At 58.0% G+C, this 19,380-nt stretch carries 16 protein-coding genes; 4 read left to right on the forward strand and 12 right to left on the reverse strand.

Features of this window, described 5'->3' with window-relative positions:
* The first annotated feature begins 116 nt into the window (after positions 1-116).
* A complete protein-coding gene (locus UH5x_RS13515) occupies positions 117-1,208 on the forward strand; it encodes a potassium channel family protein (RefSeq protein ID WP_482632698.1) in 1,092 nt (363 codons plus the stop codon).
* 30 nt (positions 1,209-1,238) lie between these two features.
* Here UH5x_RS13515 and larB read toward each other — a convergent pair whose 3' ends face one another.
* On the reverse strand, positions 1,239-2,099 hold the full coding sequence (gene larB, locus UH5x_RS13520; RefSeq protein WP_047817075.1) for a nickel pincer cofactor biosynthesis protein LarB: 861 nt from the start codon (positions 2,097-2,099) through the stop codon (positions 1,239-1,241).
* A gap of 123 nt (positions 2,100-2,222) precedes the next feature.
* Here larB and UH5x_RS13525 point away from each other — a divergent pair, with 123 nt between their 5' ends.
* A complete protein-coding gene (locus UH5x_RS13525) occupies positions 2,223-3,437 on the forward strand; it encodes an argininosuccinate synthase (protein ID WP_482632699.1) in 1,215 nt (404 codons plus the stop codon).
* A gap of 147 nt (positions 3,438-3,584) precedes the next feature.
* Here UH5x_RS13525 and UH5x_RS13530 read toward each other — a convergent pair whose 3' ends face one another.
* On the reverse strand, positions 3,585-4,508 hold the full coding sequence (locus tag UH5x_RS13530; protein ID WP_047817077.1) for a DUF1559 family PulG-like putative transporter: 924 nt from the start codon (positions 4,506-4,508) through the stop codon (positions 3,585-3,587).
* Positions 4,509-4,600: 92 nt separating this feature from the next.
* Here UH5x_RS13530 and dtd point away from each other — a divergent pair, with 92 nt between their 5' ends.
* Positions 4,601-5,038 (forward strand): D-aminoacyl-tRNA deacylase, encoded by a 438-nt coding sequence (dtd, locus tag UH5x_RS13535; protein ID WP_047817141.1) that lies wholly within the window; start codon positions 4,601-4,603, stop codon positions 5,036-5,038.
* A gap of 47 nt (positions 5,039-5,085) precedes the next feature.
* Here dtd and UH5x_RS13540 read toward each other — a convergent pair whose 3' ends face one another.
* The gene (locus UH5x_RS13540; protein ID WP_482632700.1) at positions 5,086-6,300 is read right to left on the reverse strand and encodes a metal-dependent hydrolase; all 1,215 of its coding nucleotides are present in this window, start codon (positions 6,298-6,300) and stop codon (positions 5,086-5,088) included.
* Here UH5x_RS13540 and UH5x_RS13545 point away from each other — a divergent pair.
* Positions 6,299-7,111, forward strand: a complete 813-nt coding sequence (locus UH5x_RS13545) for a CvpA family protein (RefSeq protein ID WP_047817078.1) — start codon at positions 6,299-6,301, stop codon at positions 7,109-7,111. The two genes, UH5x_RS13540 and UH5x_RS13545, sit on opposite strands and share 2 nt — an antisense overlap.
* Before the next feature lie 316 nt (positions 7,112-7,427).
* Here UH5x_RS13545 and UH5x_RS13550 read toward each other — a convergent pair whose 3' ends face one another.
* The 9 genes from UH5x_RS13550 to UH5x_RS13590 form a co-directional block, all read right to left on the reverse strand.
* Positions 7,428-8,387, reverse strand: coding sequence for an acetyl-CoA carboxylase carboxyltransferase subunit alpha (locus UH5x_RS13550; RefSeq protein ID WP_047817079.1), 960 nt, complete (start codon positions 8,385-8,387; stop codon positions 7,428-7,430).
* Positions 8,388-8,390: 3 nt separating this feature from the next.
* A complete protein-coding gene (locus UH5x_RS13555) occupies positions 8,391-9,335 on the reverse strand; it encodes a serine/threonine-protein kinase (protein ID WP_047817080.1) in 945 nt (314 codons plus the stop codon).
* Between the two features lie 379 nt (positions 9,336-9,714).
* A complete protein-coding gene (locus UH5x_RS13560; protein WP_482632701.1) occupies positions 9,715-10,980 on the reverse strand; it encodes a glycosyltransferase family 4 protein in 1,266 nt (421 codons plus the stop codon).
* Positions 10,981-10,988: 8 nt separating this feature from the next.
* Positions 10,989-11,807, reverse strand: coding sequence for a FliA/WhiG family RNA polymerase sigma factor (locus tag UH5x_RS13565; RefSeq protein ID WP_047817082.1), 819 nt, complete (start codon positions 11,805-11,807; stop codon positions 10,989-10,991).
* A gap of 121 nt (positions 11,808-11,928) precedes the next feature.
* A complete protein-coding gene (locus UH5x_RS13570; RefSeq protein ID WP_236696683.1) occupies positions 11,929-12,198 on the reverse strand; it encodes a hypothetical protein in 270 nt (89 codons plus the stop codon).
* Positions 12,199-12,376: 178 nt separating this feature from the next.
* The gene (gene flhF, locus UH5x_RS13575) at positions 12,377-13,714 is read right to left on the reverse strand and encodes a flagellar biosynthesis GTPase FlhF (RefSeq protein WP_047817083.1); all 1,338 of its coding nucleotides are present in this window, start codon (positions 13,712-13,714) and stop codon (positions 12,377-12,379) included.
* Positions 13,714-15,765 (reverse strand): flagellar biosynthesis protein FlhA, encoded by a 2,052-nt coding sequence (gene flhA / locus UH5x_RS13580; protein WP_482635986.1) that lies wholly within the window; start codon positions 15,763-15,765, stop codon positions 13,714-13,716. Before flhA ends, flhF begins: the two co-directional genes overlap by 1 nt.
* 161 nt (positions 15,766-15,926) lie before the next feature.
* Entirely contained in the window at positions 15,927-16,829 is a 903-nt protein-coding gene (locus UH5x_RS13585; protein ID WP_482632702.1) for a hypothetical protein, read from the reverse strand.
* A 99-nt stretch (positions 16,830-16,928) separates the two neighbouring features.
* Positions 16,929-19,061 carry a protein kinase domain-containing protein gene (locus UH5x_RS13590; RefSeq protein ID WP_482635987.1) on the reverse strand — a complete coding sequence of 711 codons (2,133 nt, stop codon included), beginning with the start codon at positions 19,059-19,061 and terminating at the stop codon, positions 16,929-16,931.
* Between the last annotated feature and the right edge of the window lie 319 nt (positions 19,062-19,380).

The raw sequence follows: 19,380 nt of genomic DNA on the forward strand, positions 1-19,380 counted from the left end.
ATCAGAGAGTCAACAATGCAAACGACGTGCAATGACCGAGCGGTTCAAGGGATCCAAGTTCACGCTGCCGTTTGGGCTGACGTCGCCGTCACCACCGCCAGTTCACTGGACTCGTGATGCCCGCTCGATCGCCACCTCTGTTTGCCATGCCGCCCACCCCGCTTCGCCGAATCCTGCTTGGCCTGGCCGTGTTTCTGACGATCTGCGCCGTCGCGATCATTGCCTACGTGCAAATGGGCTGGACGCTCAGCGACGCGATTTACATGGTCGTGATCACGATCTTTGGTGTCGGCTACAGTGAAGTCAAACCAGTCGACACCCCCGCCTTGAGAACCCTGACCATCGCGATCATCGTTCTGGGATACGGCGCGGCCATCTACACCGTCGGCGGATTCATTCAGTTTTTGGTCGATGGCGAACTCCAAAGCCTCCTTAGGAATCGAAAAATGAGCCAAGGCATTGCCAGTCTTCGAGGGCACACGATCGTGTGCGGCTTCGGACGAATGGGCGTTCGTGTTGCCGAAGAACTTCAACAACTTCACCAGCCGTTTGTGGTGGTCGATGAAAGCACATCGCGAGTCGAACAAGCCCAACAGGCTGGGATGCTGGCCATGGTCGGCAACGCCACGGACGAGGACACGCTGCTGGCCGCCGGCATCCGTCAAGCGCGAGGTTTGGCCACGTTGCTGCCCGACGATGCCGCCAACGCCTTCATTTGTGTGACAGCGAGAGATCTCGCCGACACGGTCGAGATCGTTTCGCGAGCCGAAAACCATTCGGCTCAAAAGAAACTGATCCGCTGTGGAGCCAACCATGTTGTGATGGCGGCGACAATCGGTGCCATGCGTGCCACTCAGTTGCTCGTTCGTCCGACAGCCTCCGCCGTGCTCGAATCGTATGGGCTCTCGCACGGGATCAGCGAAGAGCTTTCCGCGATCGGATTGAGCCTGGAAGAACTGGAACTGACCGCCCACTCACCCTTGGTTGGCAAACCGCTGGGTGACATCCAAGTTCGCGGCAACCGAGGTTTTTTGATCGTCGGTGTCAAACGGGACGAAGCTCCGATTCAGATGAATCCCAGCGGCAGCTTGATCTTGAAAGCCAAAGACATCGTGATCGTGGTTGGCCATCAAAACGACATTGCGGAACTGTGCTTGGCTCACAAGGTGCAACGGCACGAGATCCTTTATCGCGGGGTCAAAGCCTGACCGGCGCCAACGATCAGGACGCCTGCTTCGTCACTTTGCTTCGGAAGATTCGTCCGCGGGCGAAGTTTCCGCTTTGGCATTCGCGATTCCACTGGCGATCAAACCGGCCAAGTAGCCGCCTTTGAAGCCCGCGTCGATGTTGACCACCGCCACATTCGCGGCACACGACGTCAGCATGCCCATCAACGGGGTCAGCCCGGCGAAATTGGCTCCGTACCCCGTGCTGGCGGGCACTGCGATGACCGGTGTTGCCACGTGACCTGCCAGTGCGGCGGGCAGGGCACCTTCCATCCCCGCGACCACCACAATGGCAGCTGCGGATCGCAATCGAGGGACCGCGGCCAGCAATCGCTGCGGCCCCGCGACACCGATGTCATCAATCCGTTCGCAGGCAATTCCCATCCAAGCCAAGGTCTCGGCGGCCTCTTCTGCCACGCCTGCATCCGTGCTGCCAGCGGTGACGACAGCGACGTGAGTCGAGTGACCTTCGATGCCAATCGGCTCCAAACTCTCGTCCCCACAGCCGATTCGCAGCGTGTGAGCGGCGGGGTTGTACCGCGTGTTTTCAAACACTCGCCGCAACTGAGCCGCCGCGGTCGCATCAATTCGTGTGATCAAGCACCCTTGGCCGACTGCGATCTGAATTTGCACGATCTGAGTCATCAGATCGGTTGATTTGCCTTCTCCATAAATCACTTCACCAAAACCACAGCGAGCTTGGCGGCCCAAATCCACGGTCGCGCCGGGCAAGGTTTGCATCTCGGCGGAGGCCCCCAGTGAACACGCCTGGATCGATTCCACGGCGGATTCCACGTTGGTTTGCCCCGCTGCGAGGTCCTGCAAAATCTGAAGCAGGGCAGGGGAGGGCGGCTGATTGGAGGGTGGGTTCATAGCGTTCTGCTTGACTTTCCGGCCAGGATCCTTCTGACCGTCCTTGCGTGTTTCGCACCGGACAACTTAAATGCGAGACCTTCAAACATAGCCGATTCCCCCGCATTTGGATGCAGATCTGAGATGAAAAGTTGTGTGCTAGCCTATTCCGGTGGTCTCGATACGTCCGTCATTCTGGGCTGGCTCCAGGACCAAGGCTACGAAGTCCACTGCGTCTACGTGGATCTTGGACAGCCCTGTGAAGACCGCGACGCCATCATGGAGAAGGCTCGCACCTGCGGGGCCAAGTCGTCTCGTTTGGTCGACGTCCGGGAAGAACTGTGCCGTGATTTTGCGTTCCCCGTGTTGGCATGGCAAGCCAAGTACGAGCAAATCTATCTGCTGGGCACCTCGATCGCTCGCCCCCTGATCAGCAAGGTTTGCCTGGAAGTCGCTCGCGAAGTCGGTGCGACCGCCTACGCTCACGGAGCAACCGGCAAGGGCAACGACCAATGCCGTTTCCAACTGGCAGCCGAAGCGCTCGACCCAAACATCGAGATGATCGCCCCGTGGCGAATCAAATCGTTCCGCGACGCCTTCCCAGGCCGCACCGAACTGATCGAGTACTGCGACGTCAAACGAATTCCCGTCAAAGCCTCGACCGCGAAACCGTACAGCAGTGACGAAAACGTCCTGCACATTTCCTATGAAGCCGGCCAACTGGAAGAACTCGACGTCAACGGCGTTGAGCTGGTCGAATTCGGCATGGGCGTTTCGCCACAAGCTGCTCCTGACAAACCAGAAGAAGTCACAATCGGCTTCGAATCCGGTGTGCCAAAGACGCTGGATGGAAACGCCGTCAACGCCTTGGAAATGGTTGAGCAACTCAACGACATTGCGGGCCGCAATGGCGTTGGCCGGATCGACATGGTGGAAAACCGATTCGTCGGCATGAAGAGCCGTGGCGTCTATGAGTCGCCCGGCATGACTGTGTTGTACGATGCGTTGATGTACATCGAACAACTCACCATGGACCGCGACCTGATGCACCTTCGCGACCGCATGGCTCCCGAAGTCGCCGAATTGGTTTACTACGGTTTTTGGTACACACCCAAGATGGACGCGTTGCTGTCGTTCATCGAAACGGCGCAGCGTCCCGTGACCGGCGAAGTCACGCTGCAACTCTACAAAGGCAACATCATGGTGTCTTCGCGAACCAGCCCGAACAGCTTGTACGACGAAGAAATCGCGACCATGGAAGGCGGCGGCACGTACAACCAAGACGACGCCGAAGGGTTCTTGCGAATCCAAGGGTTGCCTTCGCGAGTCCAGGGCCGCGTTTCACCACGCAAGTTCTGATTCACTGACCAACCGACTCAAGCGGCCGCGAAAGCCGCTGCCAATCAACGCCGACGGCGAGGTTCATCCCTCGCCGTTTTTCGTTGACCATCGACTCCTGCTGGCGGCGTGTTCGCGTTCCATGACGCCGACAGGCAGGTCAAGCGATCAACGTTCCGCCGATGCCCATTCGTCTAGCACGTCATCTGGCAACGGTTCGCCTCCCGCAGGCGAAATCAACGCTTGAACCGTCAGCGGTGGAGTCGTTTCGGGCAAGAAGTACCCATTGCCTTCCACGGTCACGACGCAAACACCGCCTTCCGTGGCCCCGCCCAGGCCTTTTCCTGAAGGCGGGTTGATCGCGCCGCCAATCGAAGCCACATCCAGATCGTAGGGTTCCATCCACGACTGGGTCATTGATTGCATCTGGCCCTCGACCAGCAAGATTGTCTTGGTGGCTCCATCCGTCGCTTGCCTTGGCCCGAGTGGTCCGGTGCTCGGGAACAGCGTTCCGGAACCGGTCACCAAATGATAGACGGTGCCGGTGCCCCAACCGCTGCTCTCAGGATGCCGGTAGACGGTCGGCGTTTGACTGTAAATCATCGCTTGGTTTTCCCCTTCATTCCAAGCCACCTCTTTGTCGATCTGATTGAACAGAGCGTCTTCATCCAAGTAGGGCAGGATCGTCACTCGCCACGAGTGCAACTTCCGCCCGGCCCCGTCCGTTGTGTACGGGGCAGGGTAGACCCCATGGTCAGTGGCGTACGCATTCAGAGCGGAAGCGATCTTTTCCATGTTCTTGATGCTGCTCAGCCGTTGACGGCCCGTGCGAATTTTCGTGGCCGTCCGACTGCCAACCTGAATCGCGGCGATCAGCCCGGCCCCGATGAGCAACAACGCCAATCCGGCGGCAACAAACCAGATGGCCGACTTTTTTCGTTTCCCAGGCCGATTCGCTTGCGATCGCACTCCAGCGAAATCAGGCATCGTGATTTCACGCCCGCAAACGACGCAGTCGCCCGTGCGTCCGCTGAACTCATCTTCCACCTCAGTTTGCGACTGGCAGTGTGGGCAAGTGAACAGAAACGTCATACGATCCTTTCCAGCAATTCAATGATGCACCGCGTGTGCGTCCAGCCACCAATTTAGACCATCTCGCCACGACCTGGATCACGAACCACCCCATGAAAATTGTTTTGCAGCGGAGTCAACAAGCCAGCGTTTCAGTGGACGGCGAAATTGTCGGACAAATCGAGCGTGGATTGGTGGCCTTGATCGGGATCGGCCACGACGACACCGAGGCCACCGCGTCCGCCTTGGCGGACAAGACCGCTGGCCTGCGAATCTTCTCCGACGAAAGCGGAAAGATGAATCGCAATGTGCTCGACGCCGGTGGCGACGTGCTCGCGATCAGCCAATTCACCTTGCTGGCTGATTGCCGCAAGGGACGCCGCCCCGCATTCACGGACGCCGCGCCTCCCGGCCAAGCCAAAGCTCTCTACGAGCACTACGTCCAAGAACTTCGGAAGACTGGAATGTCTGTCCCCTGTGGAATCTTCGCCGCCGACATGGCCGTTTCACTCACTAACGACGGCCCTGTCACAATCATCCTGGAACTCTGAGGAAGATAACCGGCAGGACTCGTGGCCTCGTCCACTACGAAAGCCTCTCAACGTCGGGGCAGGGCAGTGGGCCAATGGGGGCGAGCCACCTGCTGTCCCATTCCTGGCTGAGTCACGTCCGGCTCAATCGCCCCCGGCTGAGCCTGAGACGGCCATCCAAAGTTCGACGGTGACTCCTGTGGCGAAGTGATGCGGGGTTGCCACTGCGGCGGCTCGCGAGACTCCCAGGGCGCAAACAACGACGGACTGGTGTAGTCCGGATTGATCTCGTCCTGACTGGGAACGGCGTAGCGATCATTGTCCATTCGGACACGTTGCCGCAACCGATCCAGAATCTCATGGTCCCCCCAGGCCAAGTACATGAACAACCCGAGTTGGCCCCAAACAAAAATGTTGGCGAGCGGGCTGCTTCCGAAAAACTTGAGCGCCGTGCCGAATGACTTCTTCACCCGCATGGATCCCCGGCTGAAATCCAACGCCCAGATTTCGTCCAAAATCAAATGGGTCATGAACCCAACAATCACGGCACTTGACTTGTAGACTCGAATCGCTTCGCTGGGACAAGGCATCAGCATGTACGCGATCAGCCCCGCGACCAGAGCCGCCGGAATGCTGTGCCACATCCCACGGTGAACGGTGAATTTCCGGAACCCTTCCACCGCGACGAACCGAATCGCGACATACACAATCATGGCCGCCAGCGCCATCGCTTCGTGGGTCAGCCCCATGTCACGCCATCGATCGATCATCAGCATCGGCACGACCGCGGACAGAAACATGGTCGTTTCGCGAAGCGGCACGCCTGAGTCGCTGTCCAAATCCGGCAACATCCCCGACACACTGCACAGCCCGCCGGCCAACAGCGCACTCTCCATCGACATCCCTTGATCGACCACGCCCCAATATCCATAGGCGCACCCGACAACGGTGCTCGTCGAGATGTGGGTTTTGAAACCAGCCAATGAAACGCGAACAGATTGAGAGGCAACGGGCAGGGAAGGGCGGTCCGAACAAATTTCGAGCACGACCGCCCACCACGCCGCGAGGGCGGAGCAGGGCGGTGGCGCACCGAGAACCATTGCCGTTACCAAATCCGAGCTCCCGCCCGCCACCGGAAAAATTCGCCACGCCAACCGAGCCTCCGATCTCGGCGATCGATCCGAAAACCACCGCCAAAAAAATTGCTGTTCGCCCTGCCCCTTCGCTTTTGCTACAAGCGTCAAAACGGTTCGGATCCGTTGCAGCGATGAAAGTGCGCTCATGCAGACTTACGACATTCTGATGACAATCATCTTGGTCGGCGCAACCCTCTTGGGCGCGATCCGTGGATTTGCATGGCAACTCGCCTCAATCGCTTCCATCGTTGTCAGCTACGCCGTCGCGTATCACTATCGCGAACCGTTCAGCCAGAACATTCATGCAGCGGCGCCGTGGAATCAATTCCTGGCAATGTTCATCCTGTTCGTCGGAACCTCTTTCGTGATCTGGGTCGCACTGCGGATGGTCAGCGGAATGATCGACCGAATGCGTCTGAAAGAATTTGACCGTCAAGTCGGAGCCCTGTTTGGACTCGCCAAAGGAGCCCTGCTGTGCACGATCATCACGCTCTTCGCGGTCACGCTGTTTGGTGAACGAATTCAACACGCAATTGTCGCCAGCGAGAGCGGCCGACTGATCGCCCGCGTGCTCGCCGAGTCCAACTCAATCATGCCGCCGGAACTGCGGAGCGTCGTCCAACCGTACCTGGAACAATTTGGGGAGGAGCAACTCGGCGACCAACCGGATTCAGCCGAACCTTGGCTCTCGCAATCCCAGACGCCAGCGAACATCAATCCGAATGTCGACCCAAATTGGCTCCAGCCGAACGCTCAACCAGCGAACCACTTCCGACCACAAAACGGCTTCCAACAAGCCCAGCAAAATGCGACTCCCAATGGCCTGAGATCGCAGTCATCATTCGGCGGTTTCGGTGGCACAACCACACCGGCCATCGACTCGGCCGCGGGCCCGCAACAGCAGGCTCCGACATGGCGGCAATCCGCAACGCCGCAGTGGCAAACGCCGCGTCGTTGATCGCCCGACCGGCCAGCGAAAGCGATCGCGATCAAGCAACCGCGACGATCGCGAATGCTCGGGGCGGGGCATGCCCGAGATCGCCGGGGCCCCAGCCATCTCCAACGTCACGAAACCAAACCCCAGATGCAGAAAACGCCTGAAACACGGGTTTTACACACCTCGAATACAACATAAGGGGCATTATCGGACGTTGCGGGGCGGTCGAAATCCGCCCTGATTCCCCGTGCCGATCCCATCGGCGTCCGCCCGTCCCAGCCAACATCCCGTCACCGAGACGTTCGCTCGGCGACCGAAACTTCCGCTCGCGTCGGCCTCAGTTCTCTTCCAAGAAGACGCCGAGCCGACGGAACTTTTCGTAGCGTTGCTGGAGCATCTGATCGACCGGCATCGCTTCCAATTCAGACAACTGACGCGACAGATAAGTCTTCATCCGAGTCGCCATTTGATGGTGGTCACGATGAGCGCCACCGAGCGGTTCTTCGAGCACATCATCGACGACGCCCAAACGCAACAAATGGTCGCTCGTGAACCGCAGCGCCGCGGCCGCTTTGGGTGCGTGTTCGTGACTCTTCCACAGAATCCCGGCACAGCCTTCCGGGCTGATGACGCTGTAGTAAGCGTGCTGCAAAACCGCGACTCGATCGCCGACGCCGATTCCGAGAGCACCACCGGATCCACCTTCGCCGATCACGACGCAGATCACCGGGGTCTTCAGATCGCTCATCATGAACATGCTCTCTGCGATCACTTGAGCCTGGCCGCGTTCCTCGGCACCGATCCCTGGATAGGCTCCGGGCGTGTCAATGAAACAAATGACCGGCAAGCGATATTTCTCGGCCATTTTCATTTTCACCATGGCCTTGCGATAACCTTCCGGATGAGCGCAACCAAAGTGACAAGCCGCACGTTCCTTGTAAGTCCTTCCTTTTTGGTGACCGATCACCATCACCTTGAATCGATCCAACTTCGCGAAACCGGACAGCATCGCGCGGTCGTCGCCAAAGTGTTTGTCACCGTGCAATTCGACAAATTCGTCAAACGCTAAGTTGAGGTAATCACGCGTGTAAGGCCGGTTCTTATGACGAGCCACTTGGACCGTTTGCCACGGATCCAGCGATGAGTACGTCTCTTTCAGTTTGGCAACACGAGCCAAACGCAACGATCGAATCGCTGAGTCAATTTCTTCACTGCGATCGGTGTTCCGTTCTAGCGAAGCGATTTGCTCCTCCAGATCCGCGATCTCGTTTTCAAATTCCAATCCGGGTCCGGCCATCGCTCAGTTTTCCTCTTCTTCGTCGCTGGTAGGTTCGGGGCGTTTGATCATGTCCTCAGCGGATTTCATGGAACCGTCTTCGTCGAAGACGGTCACCTCCGGCCGACGAGGACGCTTCCGCCAAACTTCGATGTTGCGGAAGACTTTCAAGAACTCCCACACCGATTCCGGCCGGGCGTCGGGCGACTTCGCCATCATGCTTTTGACCAAGTCCGCAAAGTCCTTGGTCACGTTGTCGTTGTAGACAATCGGGCTGGGGATCGAAGCGGACAGGTGCTTCGACAACAAATCGTTGGGAGTCTGCCCGGTGTAAGGCGGCTTGCCTGTGCAGGCTTCGAAGAGCACACATCCAAACGAATAGATGTCGCTGCGTTCGTCACACAACTTCCCGCGAATTTGTTCGGGAGGCATGTAACTGCGTGTGCCTTGGATGTTCTTGGCCTTGTAGAACATCTTGCTCAAACCGGTTCGCTTCCGTTCGGTGATCGTGAAGTCAATCAGCTTGGTCTCACCGGTATGCGAAACCAGATAATTGTCTGGTTTGATATCGCGGTGAATCCAGTTCTTCGTGTGCATGTAGTAGAGGCCTTCGGCGGCTTGCTCGATGACTTTGTCGAGCATGTAGGCCAGGGAGTCAGGCCCCTTGCGAAGCGCCTGCTTCATGTTCATTTCACTGAACAATTCCAGCACCAAGAATGGCCGCCCGTTCTCGACGCGGTGATCGATCATTTTGATGATCCGCGGGCTGTTGAGCGTTTTGCCGACGTTGTATTCGTGCTTGAGCGACGCCAGCTCGGCTTTGTCGTTCGACATCGACTGCCGCAAAATCTTGAGCGCGTATCGCTTCTGGTCCCCTTCATCAATCGCTTCCCAAACTTCAGCGGTCGATCCGATGCGGATCAAACGAGCGAGTCGATAAGGGCCTAGAAAGTCGCGTGATTTGGACATCGAGCGGCTGGGGCATTGTCGGAAACGGGACCATCGAGTTGAACGATCAAAACGATTTTGTGGCTTGGCATGATAGTCCAACGGGCCCCACAGCCGAAAGACGTGTGCCGGACACCCCAAGCCCCCCGGGTGGCAGTCGAGATCCCGCCCGGAGCGAAGCCGTCAGCGCATGCGAGGCCAAGAAAATCTGCACCGCCCTGCCCTTCCCCGCCTATTCACTTCGAATTCAGCGGGCGGCATCCCCCAACAGAAGGCCGATCACTGGGCGGCGAGTGGTCTGCCACGACTTATTCGGAGGGTAGTGGACGAGGCGACGAATCCTGAACTGGCGTCAAATCCAAGGACTCGTCGCCTCGTCCACTACGATCAACCCTCACTTTTAGCTGTGACAGACCGTTCGCAATTCCGAATACAGCTCGCGAATTCGGCGGGTCATCGTTTCGTGCCGGAAGACATCGGTGAATCGAGCCTGGCCCTCCCGCCCCATCCGCTGACGAAGTCCGGCGTCGCCAACCAAGCGGATCATCCGATCCGCCAAGTCATCGACCTGCCCTGCCCCAACCAGATATCCCGTTTGGTCGTCGATCACGACTTCACGAGCCCCGTCGATGTCGTAGCTGATTGCCGGACGCCCGGCGATCAGGGCCTGCGGAAGAGCTCGTGCCAAACCTTCTCGGTAAGAAGCGTGAACCAAGATGTCCATCGCACCGATCATGGCGGGCACCTCCGAAGGAGGCACCAAACCGGTGAAAATGAAGTGCTCTTTCAATCCCAGTGACTCAATCTGCTGTTCGAGTTCAGCACGCAGGATGCCGTCTCCGACCAGCAGAAACCGCACGTTGGGATAGCGGTCCGCGACGCGTTTGGCGGCGGAAATCAGATCGACGTGGCCTTTCAGATGAAACAGGCGAGCGATCTTGCCCACCACCACATGTTCCGTTCCCAAACCATACTTCTGTCGCACCGTTTCTCGATGATCCACCGCGTGAACGAACGGGTCGACATTCATGCCACTGTGAATCGTCACAAATTTCTGGCGTGGAGCGACACCCGCATCCACCATCAAGTCCGTCATCGCATCGGCGACCGAGATCAGTTTGTGACAACGTGATGCGGCCCAGCGTTCACAACCCACGAAGAAATCATGAGCCGGCCTGGACTGGTAATCATGAAAGGGCGCGCCATGGACCGTGTGAACGACCACCGGGCGTTTGCCAGTGGACCTTCGCTTCAGGCCCCATCCCACATGCCTGCCGAGCAAGCCGCCTTTGGCACTGTGTGTGTGAACGACATCGGGATCAAACGCCAACAACGTTCGCCGCAAATCACGAGCGGCACGCCAATCGTTGACAGGATGAATCGCACGCCGCAAGGAATCGAGCAGCTCGATTGGCAGCCCGTCCAGTTCAAACCGCCCTGCCCTGCCCTCTGCATCAACCCCAGGCCGGTCAACACCAGACCGGTCAACGGCGACCGCACCAGAGCGAACGCGAGCGGCCAACAAGTCACCTTCAGGACCAACGGCGGGCCCCGTCACGAGCAAGACCTCGTCCCCATGAAGGTGAACGAGGTCCTGGCAGTTGTGCAGCGTGTTCTCTTGCGCACCGCCAATGATCATTCGGGTGATCACATGAGCGATACGCATGAAAGGTTTTAAGCCCCGAACTCAAGGCGACGAACGCCGAGTTGCTGTTGCAAACGATTGACGATGGCAGTGTGCATTTGGCTGACGCGAGATTCCGACAGGTCCAAGGTGGCCCCGATCTCTTTCATCGTCAGTTCTTCGTAGTAGTACAGGATGATGATCAGACGTTCGTTGCGATTCAACCCTTTGGTGACCAAACGCATCAGATCGTTTTTCTGAACGCGGCGGGTGGGGTCTTCGCCCTTCTTGTCTTCCAAGATGTCAATTTCACGGACGTCTTTGTAGCTGTCCGTTTCGTACCACTTCTTGTTCAGCGAGACGACGCCGACGGCGTTGGCTTCGCTTTGCATCTTTTCCACTTCCTTGATGTCGATCTCCATGTGAGCCGACAACTCTTGGACGGTCGGTGCACGACCGAAACGAGCTTCCAAGGTCTTGGTGGCGGTGGCCAACTTGCTCGCTTTGCTGCGAACCAAGCGTGGCACCCAGTCCATTTTGCGAAGTTCGTCGAGCATCGCTCCACGAATCCGCGGCACGCAGAACGTCTCGAACTTCACACCGCGTTCGGTGTCGTAAGCATCGATGGCGTCCATCAAGCCGAACATGCCGGCGCTGATCAAGTCATCCAGCTCCACACCATCAGGCAATCGCTGCCAGATGCGTTCGCCGTTGTAGCGAACCAATTGCATGTAGCGTTCGACCAACTGGTTCCGCAGCGGCTCATAGTCCGGCGAATCTTTGGTGGTGGATTTGAAAGAAGTCCATACCTTCAAGATCGGGTCGTCTGCAGTTGCGGTAGCCGGCATCGAATCCTCCGTGATGATCACTGATTGCTAACTTCGTCTGCCCAGCGAAAATTCGCTGCGTGTCGGTCACTAGCAATGAAATAAGTCTTGGTGTGTTTGAACGTGCGAGTCAATCAGCATCCGTGCCGTCAACGGTTCGCAGTCAATTGTCTTGGTCGTCGGCCTCTTCCAATGCTGATTTCTCAACACCTTCCTGAAACCACTTCACTCGCTTGCGATATAAGTCTTCCACTCCATCTCGAATCAACTGATCCGCGATGGCACCTGCCAAACCTCCGATGCCCATGAAAACGATCAAAGTTCCGATCGCTTCCGTTGCAACGTCTTCCGCCATCTCTCCCTGCCAAATCCCGCGAAGGACAACCAGTCCCATTGCGAATGAACCAAGCGAAAGAGCCAATGATCGGATCACGTCAGGGTCCAAACCATGGAGGCAGGCCACAAAATAAAAACAGGTCGATTTCTTCTATCCCAAACTCGTTAAACGGACACTTCAAAAAAAGTCTCAAGTGACTTTCGTCGATCGCGTGCCGTCACAGTTCAGAGTATCGGCCAACTTCTCATTCTTACTTCAGTCAAAATTCTTAAAATCAGGCCGCCTCGCCATAGGGCAAGGATTCGTACCCGTCCATTGTCTCAAAACCCATCTCCCCCAATCCAGCGGTAGGCATCTGTGGCAATAATTGTGCCACCAAGCCAGAGGCATCTGCCACGGCGATGTCATCCGGAACCTGCTGACCGTTGGTCAAATAGCTCAGTGGCGGCGCGACGCCACGATCACGCCCCGTCAATGCAGCTAACACAGCGGCAGTGCAAGGTGTCTCGTCCAGTTTCGTCAGCGTGACCGCGTTGGCTCGCACCGGGGCGAAACCTTCCAAACTCGTTCGGATGCTTTCACCCGAACTGGTCGCACTGAGAACCAAGTGTGTTTCGTCAGGGTGCGCCGCTCGCAAGAACTCGGAGAGCTGTTCGATCCGGGCGTCACTGCGGGGACTGCGTCCAGCCGTGTCGATCAAGACCAGGTCCACATCCCCCAACGCACTGAGCGCCGTTTCCATCTGTTCGGGTTTTTCAACGACCTGCATCGGCAGGTCCATGATCTCGGCGTAAGCCTTGAGTTGCTGGACCGCCGCGATTCGGTACGTGTCGATGGTCAGCAATCCCACGCGTCGGCGAGCTTCAATCCGAAACCCGGCCGCCAACTTGGCAACCGTCGTCGTCTTGCCAACGCCCGTCGGGCCGACCAACGCGACGATGTGCCGGTCACCGGGCTGAGTTCGAATCGGACCGCAAAGGTTCAACTCCCTCGCGACAGCGCGTTGCAAATGCTCCATCCAACGCTGGTCGTTCTGAACCGCGGACTCCGAATCGGCGATTCCGGCGGCGAAGCTGGACGCCGAAGCCATCCAACGGCGAGCCGTGGACTCCTCCACCCCAGCCTGCAACAACCGCAACGACAAGGAATCGGCCGGAGTCAGCTCCGAGGAGGAATACCCCGAACCATAAAAACCGCCCTGCCCTGCCTCGGATCCAGTCACGGAACCCGAGCGAAGTTGATGGGCTGCGTCAAATTTTTGATAGGTCGCTTCCGCTGGATTTCGACCGCCAGAGCCCCCTGGGATGCCAGTGGGTGAGGCACCGTAACCGGACGAAGCTGCCACTGAATTCACAGAGCGAACATCCGCAGGCTGCAACGGCTCCTCCGCATAATTCGCGAGAACAGGATTGCCTGCGTTGTCGTTCATGGCCCCTTCAACAGGACCACCATGCAACCCCGCGGTGACTTCCACGTGAGTCCGGCCAAGCCAGCCCATCCAGCCATTGCGGACCTGCCGCGTATGAAGCACGGAAGCCTCCGGGCCCATTTGATTTCGGATGTCGGCAAGAGCCGCTTGCAGATTCGCTGCTCGAAAAGTTCTGATATGCATCAATCACTCACCACGCCGTGTGACTGGATTTTTGTGTCCTGTGTGATTTCGTTGTACGACAGCACACGAACGCGGGGCATGGAACCAGCAATGATCTGGCGAAGTCCGGGACGAATCCGCGGGCTGACCAAAATCACCGGGGTATGGCCCAGCGTGATTAGTTTCTTAACTGCTTGGGAGATTTTGTCGCAAGTCGAGTCCACCGCTTGTGGGCTCATCCGGACAAAAAGTCCTCGCTCGGTATGTTCGATTCCCGCCGCAATGCGATCTTCCATGGCCGGATCCAGGGCCACCACGTGCAGCTGGCCCATGTCATCCCGGTAGCGTGTGCTGATCGTGCGCGCCAAACGATGACGGACGTATTCGCTCAGCCAAATCGGATCCTTCGTTCGCCCTGCGTGATCGCCCAGCGTTTCCAAGATGATCGCCAATTGTCGAATCGGCACATCTTCGCGAAGCAGTGTTTGCAGGACCTGCTGAACGTCACTGATCTTCAACATCCCTGGGATCAGTTCGTCGACCACGGCCGGTGCAGCTGTCTTCAGTTCGTCGATCAAATGCTTCGTTGCGTCTCGATTCAACAATTCGTCCGCATGACGGTGCGCCAGCTCTTGCAAGTGAGTGGCCAAAACCGCCCCCGGTTCCACGGTCGTGTAGCCATAGATCGCGGCTTGTTCGCGACGGATCGGATCGATCCAAACGGCCGGTTCACCGAAGGTTGGATCCTTGGTCGGTTCACCATCGATGACGCCCGTGGTGTGGCCGCTGTCGATGGCCAACAAACGATCCGGCAACACGCGTTGTTTGGTCAGTGGGTTCCCAGCAATCCGAATCTCGTATTCGTAATCATGCAAATTCATGTCGTCACGAATCCGGACCTTGGGAAGCACGACGCCAATGTCGCCTGCGATCGAGTGACGAACCCCCGTGATTCGCTGCATTAAATCGCCGCCACGGTTGGGATCCGCCAACGACAACAACCCCAAGCCAATCGCCAACTCCATCGGGTCGACGTTCAAGTAGTCTTCGACTCGTTTCTCAGCCGGTGCAGAAGCAGCGGCTTGCTCCGCCTCTTCAGCATCCAACTCGTCTCGTTCGTTTTGTTTGTTCTGGCGATTCATCACGACGGCCAACCCGATGCAACTTGCGCCCAAGGTTGCCATCGGAATCGCGGGCAAGTTGGTCAGGATCAACATCGATAGAAAGCCACCGGCGACCGCCAGTGCCTTTGGATTGCTGAACAACTGCTGCAAAAACTGCTCAGGCAAACTGGCTTTGCGAGCACTCCGCGTGACCAACAAACCAGCGGCCAGCGAGATCAGCAGCGCCGGCACCTGGCTGACCAGACCATCACCGATCGTCAGCTTGGTGAACAACTCCGCGGCCTCGGACACGGTCATGCCATATCGCATCACACCGATGTAGAGACCACCCGCCACGTTGACCAGCGTGATCACGATACCAGCGATGGCATCCCCGCGGACAAACTTACTGGCACCATCCATCGCCCCATAAAAGTCAGCTTGGTTGGCGATTTCTTCGCGGCGACGTTGAGCTTCTTTTTCGTCGATCAAACCCGCGTTCATGTCCGCATCAATCGCCATCTGGCGACCTGGCATCCCATCCAACGCGAATCGGGCGGCGACTTCACTGATTCGAGTCGCACCCTTGGTGATCACGATGAACTGAATCAACACGATGATCACAAAGATAATGATCCCGATTTCAATCCGGTCCCCAGCGACAAACTCGCCAAAGCCCTGGATCACCCCGCCGGCGGCACCCCCGCTGCCGGATTCGGTGCTGGTCAAAATCAACCGCGTCGTGGCGACGTTGAGCACCAATCGAGCGAGCGTTGTGGCCAGCAGCAACGAGGGGAAAATGCTGAAATCAAGCGGCGTGGTGACGTAAACCGTGGTCAGCAACACAATCACACCAACGGTGATGTTGGTTGCCAGCAACAAGTCCATCAAGAACGGCGGCAATGGCACGAGGATCACCACCAAACACATGATGATGCCAATCGGCAAAACCAAATCTCGGTAGCGCATCAAGAACTGCATCGACGGTCGTTCCTCGGGCCTGAGCGAACTCATTTCATGGCGGCACCATCCCGGTGCCACCCCAGCCCGACGGTATCAGAACTTTTTTTTCGTCGAAAGTGAAGAATTCGGTTCAAGTCAGCCAGTTCCTCAGCCGACAGCGACCGTTCCTAAGCCTTGACCTGCAACCCAGCGAAGGCCTTTTGCAGCCCCAGTTTGCGAATCTCGGCCTGAATCGCTTCCGCGTCGGCGGCTTCCAAGGTCAGCGAGACCTCATCCGCCAACAACTGAGCGAACAGCGACCGCGCGACCGGCAATTGACGCTTCACTTCGGCGGCGGAAACACTTCGCTCGGCCAGTTCGGCAGTTCGCCCGGCAATGACCTCCGACGATTCGCCCGAGTGATCCGTCACCATCCGCAAGACATCATGGACCAAATCATGGGGGGGAACATTGGCTTCCGCGTTCGCAGAGGGGGCGTCCAAGGCAGCGTCCTCGGTCCGGTTGACTCGTGTCCGCTCGCGATGCTGCTCGCGTTCCAGTGCTCGCCAAGTCCGTTGCAGCAATCCGTCTCGCCAGTAGCTCAGCCATGGGCGTGATTCCGTTTTGGCGGAATCCAAATCCAACTCTCGCGGCGATTCGGGAGTCGCTCCTTCGCTGGACTTCTTCGCCTTGGATTCGATTTCCGACGCTCGGGCTTTGGCCGCCGAGCGAAGACCAAGGATCAGAAAATCTCTCAGGCGGCCTTTCGCATGCCCGGAGTATCCGGATTTGACCAAATGCGAAATCAAAATTGCCAGCGCCCGATCCGCATCGGACTCGCTGCCCAGCACATCGGTCAACAACCGCCGCATCGGTGGAAGGTAACGAAGCACAAACCCCGCCGCACTGCCCGCCCCCGTCCATGTTTGCCGAGATCGACTGAGCCGAACTTCTGACGAGGCACTCAACGCCGACGAACCGATCGAAGACGACGCCATATCGCCCGAATTGGCGGGGTTGGATTGCCCTTCACGTGACGACAATTCAGCGTCGGGCGAAGAACTGGGGTTGGAAACGGCCGGAGGATTCATCCCCGTATTCTAACTCAGTCGTGTCATCAAGTTGAAACGAACCTGCTCAAAACACCCCTCGTTCTCGCCCAATTCGGTTTCCTTCGGCAACCGCCGGCCTCAGAAACCAGGCTCGCCTGCCTCTGTTTTCCAGCGAACCGCCAATCCGGGTGCCAGTTCGGGCGATCGGTCTCGGGAATGAAAACGCGTGGGATCGTCCAACCAGCCTTCCTGCGACAACACCAAGGTCACGACTCCCGGCGACGAACGCAGAAAATCATCCAACGCCTTGGAAATGAAACGAATGCCGTCCGGTTGGTCCTTCAATCCTTCCCCCGAATTATTGAATTCCAGTTCCCCCAGCGGCACCAAACCCTCCATGCCCTCGCCCACTGGGCTGGTCTCAAACGTCAGGTGGCCTTCGCCGGATTCTTTCCAATCCAACGCTCCCGTCCCGTCTGGCGTCGGCAAATCCGACGGCCAACCGTGAACGGTGATTCGCCCCGCACCGGGGTGTGAATCGGGAGCCATGCTCAACAACAACGCCGAACGATCGATCCGCTCCAGCACGGAATTCACGGAATCGGATTCCATTCCTGAAGGCGGATCCAATTGCGAAAGGTCAAACCTCAGGAACGAGATCGCCCACACGTTGCCTTGTTCTTCGCCGGCACGATGCACGACCAGAGCGGGTTGTTTGCCAAAGTCCTCGGTGCTGCCGCGACTCACAAACGTGTCCGCTCCCATTCCTGCTCGTGTGCGAATCGTGCCGAAACCCAACAGGTCTCCTGATCGCAAGTTCTCGATGACTTCGAATTGGGATGCGATCGAATTGACACTGGCACCCGCAGGCGATTGCAATTCAAAGATCACGTCAAATCGTTCCTGCGCCATGTTGGTGGTCAAAAACTGAATCTCGATCGACTGCGTCTCGCCAGGTGCCGGCAACTGCTTCGGCGAGAACGATCGCGGGAACGCGGGAGCTTTGCGTTTGAGCTGACCTTTCTGTTGCAGAAAGGTCGTGATGCGTGCGACCTGGCCGGCTTGCGAATACCGGACTCGCGGATCGGTCTCGGGCGACGCTGCCTGGTTGGTCAATTGAAGCCGGAACCGAGCCATCTGCCCCACCGGAACTTCGGGGTCGGAAATCACCTTGCCGGTCAGCTTCAATGCTCCCAACCCAGCGGCCAGCACAGCAGGAGCCTTCTCCGCAACCGACGCCACAGCCGTTTGTTTCTCCGGCGCGGCATCGCGAAGCGCCCACCACACACCACCGCCGATCAACGCGACGGCAGCCAGACCGCCAACCATGAGCAGCGACTTCGAGTTGCCGCCAACGGACTTGACCGCGGCATTCGAATTCGAATCGCCGGAGTCAGACACTCCACTGGATGCCCCGGCACCAGGGTCGATTTGAATTGCCAATTCGGCCCGTTGAGCGTTTTGCATCTCGTCGGAAACGGACCGCAATGCTTTGCGAAAATGTCCCGCGGTCTCGTATCGCTGCCCGGGTTCCTTAGACAACAACCTCATGATCAGCCGCTCAAGCGGTTCGGGCACTTCGACCGGAACACCGTCACGCTGTCGCTGCGATAGCGGCAACGGTTCGCGGCACAGAATATTGACGAGCTGGGTCGGGGTGTTGGGCGCCAACAACGGCACTTTGCCAGCAAACATTTCATACATCACCACGCCGAGTGAGTAGAGGTCGGTGCGTTCGTCGACCGTTTCATTGCGTGCCTGTTCAGGCGACAAGTACCCCGGCGTCCCAACAACGCTGTCGCCTTTGGCCAACCCTTGCACCGCCGATCCGCCGACCGCCAATCCGAAATCCAGAATTTTGACCCGTTCGCTGGGTGACTGAATCCACAAATTCGCGGGTTTGATATCCCGGTGAATGATCCCTCGGTCATGAGCCGCTTCCAGCCCCAAGGCGACTTGATCGGCGATCGAGATGATCTCTTCCGATGTGAATCGACGACCGGATTGCAGCAGCTGTTCCAGCGTTGCTCCCTGCAGCAATTCCATTGCCAAGAACGGCGTGCCATTGCGTTGACCGACTTCGAACAGCGTCGCCACATTGTCGTGGTGAACGGCGGCCATCGAGCGGGCTTCTTCGACGATCCGCTTGCGACTGTTCGGCGATTTCGCGAACCGCTGGTTCATCACCTTGAGCGCCACGGTGCGTTGCAACCGCGTGTCCTGGGCGCGATAGACGTGCCCCATGCCGCCGCTGCCCAACAACTCAATCACCCGGTAAGGGCCCAGTCGGCCCAATTCGTCCCCGGATTCTGGCGGATCCAGAAACTCGGGCAGGGAATCGGGTTCGGACGAGGAATCAGTCATGACATGCCGAGTTGCGGTGGAAATCCGATGAATCCCACTCGCCCCGGAGCGTTTTGCCGACCCAAATGTCGACTCGCCCACCCCGCCGAGCAGAATCCGACCTTGCAGGGTAAACACTGGCACATCGTGCAACAACTCTCCCCGCAGAAATCTGTCCCCATGGAATCCATGCCGGGTCTTGATACGATTGGCCGCTGAATACCGCCCTGCCCTGCTCCGAACATCT

Source organism: Rhodopirellula sp. UH5 (assembly GCF_056839225.1).